Raw genomic sequence first — 12,699 nt, forward strand, 5'->3', positions numbered from 1 at the left:
GCGCCGACGGGATCGGCTGCTTCACCACCGTTCACCCAACCCCGCCCCGCCCGGCATCGCGCACCTCGCCGGGCGGGGGAGGGGACCGAGCACGACGACCGGCTGGAGGACCGGATGACGGATGCCGTCGGCGCGGCCGCGCGGCTTCAGGGGCTCTTCGAAGGACGTCGGCTCACCCCCACCCAGCGCCGCATCGCGGCCTGTCTGATCCGGCGGGCCGCGGACGCGCCCTACCTGTCCAGCGTGGAACTCGCCCGGGCGGCCGGAGTCAGCCAGCCGTCGGTGACCCGCTTCGCGGTCGCCCTCGGCTTCGACAACTACCCGGCCCTGCGCGACCACCTGCGGGCGGTCGCGGCCACCGGGCACGTCTTCGACGGACCGTCGGCCAACCCCTACCAGCGCGCAGTACAGGCCGAGATCGAGAACCTGCGGCACCTGGCGTCCCTGCTCACGGACCCCGAACCCGTCGAACGCGCCGGGCGTCTGCTCGCCGCCTCCCGGCCCCTCCCGGTGCTCGGCCTGCGCGCCTCCGCGGCCCAGGCGCGCGGCTTCGCCTACTTCGCGGCGAAGGTCCACCCCGACGTACGCCTCCTCGACGAGGGCGGTTCCCTGCTCGCCGACCGCGTCGACGCCGCCCGCCGGGCCGGTGCGAGCGCGCTGCTGTGCTTCGCGCTGCCCCGCCACCCGCGTGAACTCCTCGACACGCTCGCCGAGGCCCGCGCGATCGGCCTGACGGTGGTCACCGTCGCCGACGGCACCTTCGCCCCGGTGGCGGCCCACAGCGACGTGCTGCTCCCCGCCGCCGTGGGCACCGGTCTCGTCTTCGACACCGCAGGCGCCCCCCAACTCCTGGGCCAGGTCCTCCTGGAGGCGATGTGCGACGCGCTGCCGGACGCCCAGGCCCACCTGGAGGACTTCGACGCCCAGGCCGCCGCGCGCGGCCTGTTCGTCGACTGAGGGCCCGGCCGCGTCGGCGGACGGGCCCGGCTCACCGGGTGGCGCGGCTCACTCGGTGGAGCGCAACGCCTTCCACACGCGCGGCCGTACGACGCCGTCGGTGGCCAACAGCCCCTTGTCCTGCTGGAAGCTGCGCACCGCGGCCTCCGTGTCGGCGTCGAACTCGCCGGTCACGGCCAGGCCGTAGCCGCGCTTGCTCAGCATGCACTGCGCCTGGAGCACGCGGTCGCCGCTGTCGCCGAGGCGGGTGCGTCCGTTGCCGTAGTAGTACGTGCAGTCCGTGAGCCAGGCCGGGGTCGAGGGCTCGGTGGACGTTTCGGTCGGCTCCTGGGACGGCTCGGCGGGGGCGCTGCTCCCGGGGGCGGGCGCGGGCGCGTCGGTGTGCGGGTCGTCGCCCCTGCCCGCGTTCGTGCTTTTGTCCGAGTCGGAGGGATCGGTGTCGGGGCGCTCGGCATCGCCGTCGGCCGAGGCCCGCTCGTCCTTGCCGGACACCTCCGCGTCGCTCGATCCGCCGTCGGGGGCGGCGTCGGCACCGTTTCGGCCCGAGGGCGCGGACACCGTGACGTCGTCGTCGGGGAGCGCGTCGGCGGACCGTGTCGTCCCCCGCTGCGGCGAGGCGGTCGTGGTGGAGGGGCTCAGCAGGGTCAGGACGACGACACCGGCGGTCGCCGTGCAGACGACCGCTCCGGCGGCCCCGACCAGCACCCGCTTGCGGCGGAGCCGGGAGCGGGGCGGTGCGGGCGGTGGCGGCTGCGCCGAGGCGACGCCCGCGGGACTCGGGGCGGGGCCGGCTGCCGCTGCCCGGCCGGCCCGCGCGGGGCCGGGCTGTTCGAGGGGGAGGCTGCGCAGGGTCTCGTAGGCCCGCTGCCGGGCGATGATCTTGCTGCCCAGGGGTTCGGGCCACGGGGTGTTCTCGTCCCCGCCGCCCCTACCCGTCCCTGCCCCACTCTCGGCTTCGCTCGAGCGGGAGGTGCCCCCATCCAGGGGCTGCGCCCCTGTGACCCCCACGTGCGGGTTCGGTGGGGGCTGGTCGCGCAGTTCCCCGCGCCCCTCGTCGGGCGGCGAGGGCTGCGCCCCGCTGCCCGACGAGGCCGTCTCGATCAGCTGTGCCGGTGTCGGCCGCTGTTCGGGCTCCTTGGCCAGGCAGGCGTCGAGGAGGGCGGCGAGCGGGGCGTCGGCCGCCGCGATCTCGGCGATCACCTTCGGGTTGGGCTCCTCGAACGCCACCCGGTGCATGACGTCGACGCCGGTGCCGTCACCGAACGGCGCGCTGCCGGTCGCCGCGAAGATCAGCGCGCAGGCCAGGGAGAACACGTCCGAGGCCGTGCCGCAGTCGCCCGTGCGCAGATACTCCGGCGACATGTAGGCCGGGGTGCCTACCCGGTTGCCCGTGCCGGTGATCGCGCTCGCGTCGGCGGCCTTCGCGATGCCGAAGTCGATGACGTGCGCGCCCCACGCGGACAGCAGGACGTTGGACGGCTTCAGGTCCCGGTGCACGATCCCGGCGGCGGAGAGGTCGGCGAGCGCCTGCCCCAGCTCCGTCACCAGCCGTCGGACGGCGGCCACGGGCAGCGGACCGTCCTCGTGGACGGCCGCCGCCAGATCGAGTCCCGGCAGGAACTCGGTGGCCATCCACAGCAGTTCGTCCCGGAAACCCGTCCCGGCCAGCCGCGGCATGCGCGGTGTGCGCACGCGGCCGTGGACCGCCGCCTCCCGCTCGAACCGGCGGCGGAACCGCTCGTCCTCCGCGTACTCGGGCCGGATCACCTTCACCGCGACGAGGTCGGGACCGCCGTCGGCGGGACGCGCCAGATAGACGCGCCCCATACCGCCGCTGCCGAGCAGCCCGAGCGACACGTACGGGCCGATCCGGTCCGGGTCGCCGGGACGCAGCGGCAGCGCCCCCGCCTGCCGTAGCGCCGGAGCCCTGTCCGCTGATCCCGGTGGCCCCGGCCGCTGGTCTGACACAACACCCCCGAAATAACTTTTGGCGCACGTCAGTTCGCCCCCTGGAGCTGAGGCTAGCTCAGCGCGGGCCCGCGGTCCGGGTTTCGGTCACTTCCGACCCCTCGGCATCTCAGGAGACCGTGCGTCGCACCTCCGTCGTGCCCGAGCCGACCGGACCGACCCGCGGCACCGTGCCCGTGGGATCGGTGAAGCACCCGACCCGCACGCGGCGCTCTCCGCCGGGCGTGGTGCCCTTCACCCGGTACGCCGGGTCGGCGTGACGGCTCGTGTGGCACTGAGGGTCACTTAAGTCGCGGAGGGCCCGGGGGAGTGGCTGACCATGGGCGCGTCGGGAGGGCGAAATGTTCGAATGGTGTGCAGTCTGGGTCGGGAAGTGACGGGGCTCACATGGCACTGAGTGACACGATTCCTGTGGTGCGACGGCATCATTGCCGGGACCATGGTGTCCTCATGGCAGCTCGAAGGGATCAGGGATGCTCCGCAAGGTACTGGTCGCCAACCGTGGCGAGATCGCGATCCGTGCGTTCCGCGCCGGCTATGAAGTGGGCGCGCGGACGGTCGCCGTCTTCCCGCACGAGGACCGCAACTCGCTGCACCGGCTCAAGGCCGACGAGGCCTACGAGATCGGCGAACCCGGTCACCCTGTGCGCGCGTACCTCTCCGTCGAGGAGATCATGCGCGCCGCCCGGCTGGCGGGCGCCGACGCGGTCTACCCGGGCTACGGGTTCCTGTCCGAGAACCCCGAGCTGGCCCGCGCGTGCGAGGAGGCCGGCATCACCTTCGTCGGCCCCAGCGCGCACATCCTGGAGCTGACCGGCAACAAGGCGCGTGCGGTGGCCGCGGCCCGCGCCGCCGGCGTACCGGTCCTCGGCTCCTCCGAGCCCTCCACCGACGTGGACGAACTGGTGCGCGCCGCCGACGAGATCGGCTTCCCCGTCTTCGTCAAGGCCGTCGCCGGCGGCGGCGGACGCGGTATGCGGCGCGTCGAGGACCCGGCGGCGCTGCGGGAGTCCATCGAGGCGGCGTCCCGCGAGGCGGCCTCCGCCTTCGGCGACCCGACCGTCTTCCTGGAGAAGGCCGTCGTCGAGCCCCGCCACATCGAGGTGCAGATCCTCGCCGACGGCCACGGCGACGTCATCCATCTCTTCGAACGCGACTGTTCGGTGCAGCGCCGCCACCAGAAGGTCATCGAGCTGGCCCCGGCCCCGAACCTCGACCCGGCCCTGCGGATGCGCATCTGTGCCGACGCCGTCCGCTTCGCCCGGGAGATCGGCTACCGCAACGCGGGCACCGTCGAGTTCCTCCTCGACCGCGACGGCAACCACGTCTTCATCGAGATGAACCCCCGCATCCAGGTCGAGCACACGGTCACCGAGGAGGTCACCGACGTCGACCTCGTGCAGTCCCAGCTCCGCATCGCCGCCGGAGCCACCCTCGCCGACCTCGGACTCTCCCAGGAGACCGTCACCCTGCGCGGCGCGGCCCTGCAGTGCCGTATCACCACCGAGGACCCCGCCAACGGCTTCCGCCCGGACACCGGCCGCATCAGCGCCTACCGTTCGCCCGGCGGCTCCGGTGTCCGCCTCGACGGCGGCACCACCCACGCCGGTACGGAGATCAGCGCCCACTTCGACTCCATGCTGGTCAAACTGACCTGCCGGGGCCGGGACTTCAGCACCGCCGTCAACCGGGCCCGGCGCGCGGTCGCCGAGTTCCGCATCCGGGGCGTCGCCACCAACATCCCGTTCCTCCAGGCCGTCCTCGACGACCCGGACTTCCAGGCGGGCCAGGTCACCACCTCGTTCATCGAGCAGCGCCCGCACCTGCTCACCTCCCGGCACTCCGCCGACCGGGGCACCAAGCTGCTCACCTACCTGGCCGACGTGACGGTCAACAAGCCGAACGGCCCGCGCCCCGACCTGATCGACCCGTCCTCCAAGCTGCCGAGGCCCACCACGGCCGAACCCCCGGCCGGCTCCAGGCAGAAGCTCGTCGAACTCGGCCCGGAGGGCTTCGCCCGCTGGCTCCGCGAGTCCCCGACCATCGGCGTCACCGACACCACCTTCCGCGACGCCCACCAGTCGCTGCTCGCCACCCGGGTCCGCACCAAGGACATGCTGGCCGTCGCCCCCGTGGTCGCCCGGACCCTGCCGCAGCTGCTCTCCCTGGAGTGCTGGGGCGGCGCCACCTACGACGTCGCCCTCCGCTTCCTCGCCGAGGACCCCTGGGAGCGCCTGGCCGCCTTCCGGGCCGCAGCGCCCAACATCTGCCTCCAGATGCTGCTGCGCGGTCGGAACACCGTCGGGTACACGCCGTACCCGACCGAGGTGACCGACGCCTTCGTCCAGGAGGCCACCGAGACCGGCATCGACATCTTCCGGATCTTCGACGCGCTCAACGACGTGGGCCAGATGCGGCCCGCCATCGACGCCGTACGCGCCACCGGGACGGCCGTCGCCGAGGTCGCCCTCTGCTACACCTCCGACCTGTCCAACCCCGCCGAGCAGCTCTACACGCTCGACTACTACCTCCGGCTGGCCGAACAGATCGTCGAGGCCGGCGCCCACGTCCTCGCCGTCAAGGACATGGCGGGCCTGCTGCGCGCCCCCGCCGCCACCAAGCTCGTCACCGCGCTGCGCCGCGAGTTCGACCTGCCGGTGCACATCCACACCCACGACACGGCCGGCGGACAGCTCGCCACCTACCTCGCCGCGATCCAGGCCGGCGCCGACGCCGTCGACGGGGCCGTGGCCTCCATGGCGGGCACCACCTCCCAGCCGTCGCTGTCGGCGATCGTCGCCGCGACCGACTACTCCGACCGGCCCACGGGACTGGATCTGCAGGCCGTGGGCGACCTGGAGCCCTACTGGGAGAGCGTCCGCCGCATCTACGCCCCCTTCGAGGCGGGCCTCGCCTCCCCGACCGGGCGCGTCTACGACCACGAGATCCCCGGCGGCCAGCTCTCCAACCTGCGCACCCAGGCCGTCGCCCTCGGTCTCGGCGACCGCTTCGAGGACATCGAGGCCATGTACACGGCCGCCGACCGGATCCTCGGCCACCTGGTGAAGGTCACGCCCTCCTCCAAGGTGGTCGGCGACCTCGCGCTGCACCTCGTCGGCGCCGGAGTGTCACCCGCCGACTTCGAGGCCACGCCCGACCGGTTCGACATCCCCGACTCCGTCATCGGCTTCCTGCGCGGCGAGCTGGGCACCCCGCCCGGCGGCTGGCCCGAGCCGTTCCGCAGCAAGGCACTGCAGGGCCGCGCCGACGCCAAGCCCGTCCAGGACCTGACCGCCGAGGACCGCGCCGGACTGGAGAAGGACCGCCGCGCCACCCTCAACCGGTTGCTCTTCCCCGGCCCGACGCGCGAGTTCGAGAACCACCGCCAGACCTACGGCGACACCAGCGTCCTCGACAGCAAGGACTTCTTCTACGGCCTCGGCCCCGGCAAGGAGTACGCCGTCGACCTGGAGCCCGGTGTGCGGCTGCTCATCGGTCTGGAGGCCGTCGGCGAGGCGGACGAACGCGGTATGCGTACGGTGATGTCGACGCTGAACGGCCAGCTGCGGCCGATCCAGATCCGCGACAAGGCCGCCTCCGCCGACATCCCCGTCACGGAGAAGGCCGACCGCTCCAACCCCGGCCATGTCGCCGCCCCGTTCGCCGGGGTGGTCACCCTCGCGGTCGCCGAGGGCGACGAGGTCGCGGCCGGCGCCACGGTCGCCACCATCGAGGCCATGAAGATGGAGGCCACCATCACGGTCGCGAAGGCCGGCCGGGTCTCCCGCCTCGCCATCAACAAGATCCAGCAGGTGGAGGGCGGCGACCTGCTCGTCGAGATCGCCTGACACCGCACGGTTCAGGCGCGGGGGAAGAACTCCAGCACCGCTGTGCCGCCCCGGAGGGACTTCACGCGGAAGCCGAGGCCGTTGAGGCCGCCGGTGCCGCCCGCGCCGAGCGACGAGCTGAGGACGGTGCCGGCTCCCGAGGACCGGAGCACGACCGTGTCGTCGGTGACCTTTGTGACCCGGAGGTCGCCGACGCCGAACCGGCTGTCGACCTCGATGGACCGTGGCCCGGACACGGTGAGGACGCACCGGCCGTCGAAGCAGGCGTCGGTTCTGGTGCTGGTGCTGGTGCCGGTGTCGGGGGCGGTGCCACGGCCCGTGCCGGTGCCCGTGCTGGTGTCGTCTGTCGTGTCTCGTCCCGCGTCGCGGTCGCGCGGGTCGGCGGGGGCGTACGTCGGGGCAGTCGTCGGCCGTTGTCGTTCCTCCGACCTTGACCCGGCGCCGCCGCCGGAGCCGTCGTCCGGAACGCCGCCCCCGCCGCAGCCGGTGAGCGCCCACGCCAGGGACGCCGCCACCGCGACGCCGAACCGGCCCCTGCCCGTGCCCATACGTCAGCCCTTCAACTCGTACGCCCGTACGCCCCGTTGCTCCCAGTTCACGGGACGTGTCCCTTTATACGGGGTGCGCGGGCCGGACCGGGGCGGCGGCGGCCCGGGGCGGCGGCCCGGGGGGTGAGCCGCCGCTGCGACCTGTTGACGCGGGCCTCATCCCTGCGTGACGCGCGGCCGGGTCACCGTGGCGACGAGCGACGCCGTGAAGGCGTGTTGTGGTGCGGTGAGGAGTTGGCGGGCCGGGCCTTGTTCGACGATTTCCCCCGCGTCCATGACGGCGATGCGATCCGCGACGGAGGCGGTGTCCAGGTCGTGGGTGATCAGGACCAGCGCCGGTCCGGCGGGCGTCGCGCCGGCGTCCCCGGCGGTGTCGAGCAGGCCCGTGAGGACGTCGAGGATGCCGCGTCGGGTGACCGTGTCCAGGCCCGAGGTGATCTCGTCGCAGATCAGGACGCGGGGGTGGGCGAGCAGCGCGCGTGCCAGGGCGGCGCGCTGGAGTTCGCCGCCGGAGAGCTGGGTGGGGAGGCGCCGGGCGAGTTCCGGTAGGAGGCCCAGGCGGGTCAGGGTCGCCTGCGCCTCGGTCTCGGCGGTGACCGTGTCGACTCCGCGCAGCCGGACCGCCGTGCGGGCGACCTGCGGCACGACCGGGCGGTGTTCGTCGAACGCGGCGCGGGCGTCCTGGAAGACGTACTGCACGGCCGCCAACTGCCCCCGGGTGCGGTCGCGCAGGCTGCGGGGCAGCGGTGTGCCGTCGAGGAGGACCTCGCCTTCGTGGTCGCGGTGGAGTCCGGCGAGGCAGCGGGCCAGCGTGGTCTTGCCGCTGCCCGAACGGCCGACGACGGCCAGCAATTCCCCGGCCCGCAGGTCGAGTTCGGGAGCGCGCACGGTCACCGTGGCGCCGCGTGAGCCGTCGCGGTGGCGGGCGACGAGATCACGCACGCGCAGGACGGGGCGCTCGCCGGGCGCGGCCGCCGCCGTGCGGGCGGGGAGCGGGGTCCGAGCGGCCAGGAGTCGGCGCGTCCATTCGTGGCGGGGTGCCGACCACACGTGCTGGGTCGGGCCGGACTCCACGACCCGTCCCGCTCGCATGACATGGACCTCGTCGGCGAGCGAGCGGACGACGTCGAGGTCGTGGCTGAGCAGCACGACGGCGATGCCACGCGCCGCGAGCGTCGCCAGTTGCTCGACGACGAGGCCCTTGGTCAGGGCGTCCTGGCCGGTGGTCGGCTCGTCGGCGACGATGATCCGGGCACCGAGCAGGAGGGCCTGGGCGAGCACGACGCGCTGCTGCTGACCGCCGGAGAGCTGGTGCGGGTGGCGGCGCAACAAGCTCTCGGCGTCCGGGAGCCGGGCGTCGGCCAGGGCTTGGAGCACCTGGGCCCGAGCGGCTTCCCGACGCAGACCGCGTGGCAGATGGCGTACCCGGGGGCGGGCGATGTCGGTCAGGAGGGCGCTGATCCGGCGGGCGGGGTTGAGGACGGCGGCCGGATGCTGGGGCACGTATCCGACGAGGCCCTCGGCCCCGCCGGTCCCTTCGGCTCCAGCGAGCGCTTCGGCTCCACCGAGCCCCGCGGCCGCCCGTCGGACCTCGCCGGTGACGCGCGCGCCCATAGGGAACTCGCCGAGCAGCGCCAGCCCGGTGGTCGTCTTCCCGCTGCCCGAGGCACCCACCAGCGCGGTGACCCTGCCGGGCGGCACCCGCAGGCTCACCCCGTCGACGATCGCCCGCCCGCCCACCTCGACCCGGAGCTCCGTGAGCTCGGCCAGGGGAGTCGGCACGGCCGCGCCGCTCCCGTCGTCGTACCGCTTCACGAACGTCGTTCCTTCCGTACCTGTCGCCGACCGAAGCGGCCGAGGTCACCGTGGTCGGCGGGCCTCTCCAACGCCGCGTCGAAGAGGAGGTTCGTGCCCGTGGTGAGGGCGACGATCAGCAGCGCGGGAACGACCACGGCCCACGGCTGCACGAACAGGCCCGTGCGGTTGCGGTCGACCATCACCGCCCAGTCGGCGGCGTCCGGGGTCACCCCGACGCCCAGGAAGGCGGCCGTGGCGACCAGGTACAGCACCCCGGTCAGCCGGGTGCCGGCGTCGGCGCCGAGGGTGCGCAGGATCGTCCGGCCGACGTAGCCGACGGCTGTGCGCCACCAGCTCTCGCCCTGGAGCCGCAGCGCCTCGACGACCGGGCGGGCCGCGGCCTCCGTGGCGGCGGCGCGCACCAGGCGGGCCGCGTCGGGCACGTTCACCAGCGCGACGAGCAGCGCGAGGCCGACGGCGCCCGGGGTGAGGACGGTGGCGACCAGCAGGATCAGCAGCAGCGACGGGACGGCGATCAGGATGTCCAGCGGACGCATCAGCAGTTCTTCCAGCCAACGCCGGTGCGTCAGCGCGGCGACGAGACCGACCGGCAGGGCGACGAGATAGGCCAGTGCTCCGGCGCCGAGTGCGGTGAGCACGACCGGCCGGCCGCCGTGCAGCACCTGCTGCCACACGTCCCGGCCCACGAAGTCCGTGCCGAGCCAGTGCCCGTCGCCGAGGGTGAAGGACGCGGCCCGTGCGGTCGGCTCCCCCGCGAACACCGGTCCCAGCAGGGCGAGGACGAGGGGGACGGCGATGACCGTGACGCCGAGCGCGAAGCGGCCCGTGGGTCGGCCGCGCCCGGTGCGCGGGGCGGCGCTCGTGCCGGCCCTGTCGAGGTCCGTGCCCGTCGTCATGCCGCCACCCCCGCCCGGGGCGCCAGCCGACGGGCGACCACGTCCGCGCCCAGGTTGAGTACGACGGTCAGGACGCCGAAGACCACGGCGAGGCCCTGGACGACGGGGACGTCGCGTTCGGCGACGGCGTTGAGCAGGACGGTGCCGAGTCCGGGGATCACGTAGAGGGCCTCCACGACGATGACACCGCACAGCAGCCAGTCGACGGTGCGGGCGAGTTGCTGGGCGGCGGGAGCGAGGGCGTTCGGGAGGGCGTGGGCGTAGCGGACGCGGGCGCCGGGGACGCCGTACCGGCGGGCGTGGGCGACGTACGGGGAGGCGAGGGCGTCGACCATGCCGGCCCGGACCAGCCGGACGAGGGAGCAGACGGGCCGGGAGAGCAGGACGAGAACGGGCAGGACGAGGGCGGCCGGGTGGGCGAGGAGATCGGTGCCGTAGCCGACGGCGGTCGGCGGCAGCCAGCCCAGCTTCAGCGCGAACACGGTCACCAGCAGCACCCCGAGGGCGAACTCGGGGATCGCGTACACGGCGAGCGTCAGGGAGCTGACCAGGCGGTCGACCCAGCCGCCCTCGTGGCGGGCGGCCAGTACGCCGAGGCCGAAGCCGATCGGGACGAGCAGCGCCACGGTGAGCGTGGCGAGCAGCAGCGTCGGCCCGAAGCCGTCGGCGATGTACTGGGTGACCGGGCGGCCGGAGGTCAGCGAGGTGCCGAAGTCGCCGTGCAGCAGCCCCGTGGCCCAGTCGGCCAGCCGTTCGTGCGCCGGCCGGTCGAGGTGCATCGCCTCGCGGATGGCGGCGATGCGCGCCGGGTCGGGCTGGTCGCCGGCCAGCGCGACCGCCGCGTCGCCCGGTAGCGCCTCCGTGAGCGCGAAGACCAGCAGCACGACGGCCACGGTCTGCGCGACACCGAGGAGCAGCCGCCGGGCGACGAAGGAGCGTAGCGCTGCGCGGGGGGTGCCGGGCGGGGTTGTCCTGGGGGTGCGGCGCCGTGGTGGCTGGTCGCGCGGTTCCCCGCGCCCCTTCGGGGCGCGGGTGAACGTCGGTGTCACGCGAGCCACACCTTGTCGAAGCGTGCCCAGTCGAGGGTGTTGGCGGGGGCCTTGGTCTCCACTCCCTTCACCGTCTTGGCCGTTCCGAGGATCCAGTCGGCGAACCCCCAGATCAGGAAGCCGCCCTCGGCGTACAGCCGGCGCTGCATCCGCTCGTAGACGGCGGTCCGCTCCGTCTTGTCCCGTGTCGACTGGGCCTGCTGGTACAGGGCGTCGAAGTCCTTGTGGTGCCACTTGGTGGCGTTGGTGGTGGAGTCGGTGAGCAGCCGCTGCGAGATGTGGGCCTCGATGGGCATGGCACCGGACCGGTAGCAGGCGAGGGTGCCGGAGTCGAGGATGTCGCTCCAGTACGAGTCCTTGCTGCCCATCCGCACGTCGATGGTGACGCCCGCCTTGGCGGCCTGGTCCTTGAAGATGCTGGCCGCCTCCGTGAACCCCGCGGCCACGGCCGAGGTGTCGAGGGTGACCTTCAGCTTCTCCGCACCCGCCTGCTTCAGCAGGGCGCGGGCCCGGTCGAGGTCCTGCTCGCGCTGCGGGAGATCGGCGGCGTAGTACTCGTAGCCCTTGCCGAACAGGTCGTTGCCGACGACGCCCGCGCCGGACAGGGCCCCGTCGACGAGTTCCTGCCGGTCGGCGATCAGGAAGAACGCCTCCCGGACGCGCTTGTCGTCGAAGGGCGCCCGGTCGGTCTTCATGCAGAACGCCTGCATGGCACTGTTACGCAACCGGACGATCTCGATCTGCCCCTTGCCCTCGTGGGCGCGGGCGGTGGTGGGGTTGAGCTCGTGGGCGTACTCGACCTGCCCGCCGAGGAGCGCGTTGACCCGGGCCGACTCCTCGTTGGCGACGACGAACTCGAGCTCGTCGAGGTGTGGTGCGCCCTCCCAGTAGGCGTCGTAGCGGCGGAAGACGGCCGAGCGGCCGGGGGAGAAGGACACGAAGCGGAAGGGGCCGGAGCCGATCGGCTTCCGGTCGAAGTCGCCGGCGTCCTTCCCGGCGTTCTCGGGCACGATGTACGCGCCGAACGCGGCCAGCACGTTGGGGAATTCGGCGGTCGGCCGCTTCAGCACGAACTCGACGGACCGCTCACCGGTGGCCCGGCTCGCGTCGAGGTCGATGGGTTCCAGGGACGCCTTCGCACGGAACGCCTTCTCGGGGTCGGCGATCCGGCGGTAGCTGTAGAGGACGTCCTTGGCGGTGACCGGGCTGCCGTCGTGGAAGGTGGCCTCGCGCAGGGTGACCTGCCAGCGGTCCAGGGTCTTGTTCGACTCCCACTTGGCGGCCAGGCGCGGCCGCGCGGACAGGTCGGCCCCGTAGTCGGCGAGCTTGTCGTAGAGGGCCTTGGCGCGGGCGACGTCGGCGAACAGGTTGGCCAGGTGCGGGTCGAGGGTCTCACTGGCACCGCCGCCCGCGAACGCGGCCCGCAGCCGTCCGCCCCGCTTGGGGGTGCCGCCGTCGCCCTTCGTCCCGGAGTCGGTGTCGGTGCCGCCCGCGCCGCACGCGGTCAGGGCGAGCGCGCCGAGTGTGGCGGCGCCCGTGGCGGCGAGGAATCCGCGTCGGCGCAGACCGGGGAAACGTTCGTCGTGCATGAGGGTTCCTTGGGTGTCGAGAGGAG

At 73.6% G+C, this 12,699-nt stretch carries 8 protein-coding genes; 2 read left to right on the forward strand and 6 right to left on the reverse strand.

The genetic code is table 11. From position 1 onward, the window contains the following. The first annotated feature begins 114 nt into the window (after positions 1-114). Positions 115-957, forward strand: coding sequence for a MurR/RpiR family transcriptional regulator (locus ACZ9QC_RS38735; RefSeq protein ID WP_472917372.1), 843 nt, complete (start codon positions 115-117; stop codon positions 955-957). A 48-nt stretch (positions 958-1,005) separates the two neighbouring features. Here ACZ9QC_RS38735 and ACZ9QC_RS38740 read toward each other — a convergent pair whose 3' ends face one another. After that, complete coding sequence (locus ACZ9QC_RS38740; protein WP_472917373.1) at positions 1,006-2,925, reverse strand: protein kinase domain-containing protein; 1,920 nt, start codon at positions 2,923-2,925, stop codon at positions 1,006-1,008. A gap of 473 nt (positions 2,926-3,398) precedes the next feature. Here ACZ9QC_RS38740 and ACZ9QC_RS38745 point away from each other — a divergent pair, with 473 nt between their 5' ends. Next, positions 3,399-6,773 (forward strand): pyruvate carboxylase, encoded by a 3,375-nt coding sequence (locus ACZ9QC_RS38745; protein ID WP_472917374.1) that lies wholly within the window; start codon positions 3,399-3,401, stop codon positions 6,771-6,773. Positions 6,774-6,784: 11 nt separating this feature from the next. Here ACZ9QC_RS38745 and ACZ9QC_RS38750 read toward each other — a convergent pair whose 3' ends face one another. The 5 genes from ACZ9QC_RS38750 to ACZ9QC_RS38770 form a co-directional block, all read right to left on the reverse strand. Beyond that, positions 6,785-7,321, reverse strand: a complete 537-nt coding sequence (locus ACZ9QC_RS38750; RefSeq protein WP_472917375.1) for a hypothetical protein — start codon at positions 7,319-7,321, stop codon at positions 6,785-6,787. Between the two features lie 156 nt (positions 7,322-7,477). Then, positions 7,478-9,136 carry an ABC transporter ATP-binding protein gene (locus tag ACZ9QC_RS38755; RefSeq protein WP_472917376.1) on the reverse strand — a complete coding sequence of 553 codons (1,659 nt, stop codon included), beginning with the start codon at positions 9,134-9,136 and terminating at the stop codon, positions 7,478-7,480. Then, positions 9,133-10,035: an ABC transporter permease gene (locus ACZ9QC_RS38760; protein ID WP_472917377.1), complete on the reverse strand. Its 903-nt coding sequence runs from the start codon at positions 10,033-10,035 to the stop codon at positions 9,133-9,135. Before ACZ9QC_RS38760 ends, ACZ9QC_RS38755 begins: the two co-directional genes overlap by 4 nt. After that, on the reverse strand, positions 10,032-10,952 hold the full coding sequence (locus ACZ9QC_RS38765; protein ID WP_472921929.1) for an ABC transporter permease: 921 nt from the start codon (positions 10,950-10,952) through the stop codon (positions 10,032-10,034). Before ACZ9QC_RS38765 ends, ACZ9QC_RS38760 begins: the two co-directional genes overlap by 4 nt. A 128-nt stretch (positions 10,953-11,080) precedes the next feature. Further along, positions 11,081-12,673, reverse strand: a complete 1,593-nt coding sequence (locus ACZ9QC_RS38770) for an ABC transporter substrate-binding protein (protein ID WP_472917378.1) — start codon at positions 12,671-12,673, stop codon at positions 11,081-11,083. Positions 12,674-12,699: the final 26 nt, after the last annotated feature.

This window comes from Streptomyces sp. HUAS MS02 (assembly GCF_055702265.1).

What these genes read in the sequence shown, in the direction of transcription:
- ACZ9QC_RS38735 (WP_472917372.1), top strand. Translation starts at nt 115, where the DNA reads ATGACGGATGCCGTCGGCGCGGCCGCGCGGCTTCAGGGGCTCTTCGAA.
- ACZ9QC_RS38745 (WP_472917374.1), top strand. Translation starts at nt 3,399, where the DNA reads ATGCTCCGCAAGGTACTGGTCGCCAACCGTGGCGAGATCGCGATCCGT.
- ACZ9QC_RS38760 (WP_472917377.1), bottom strand. Translation starts at nt 10,035, where the DNA reads ATGACGACGGGCACGGACCTCGACAGGGCCGGCACGAGCGCCGCCCCG.
- ACZ9QC_RS38770 (WP_472917378.1), bottom strand. Translation starts at nt 12,673, where the DNA reads ATGCACGACGAACGTTTCCCCGGTCTGCGCCGACGCGGATTCCTCGCC.
- ACZ9QC_RS38750 (WP_472917375.1), bottom strand. Translation starts at nt 7,321, where the DNA reads ATGGGCACGGGCAGGGGCCGGTTCGGCGTCGCGGTGGCGGCGTCCCTG.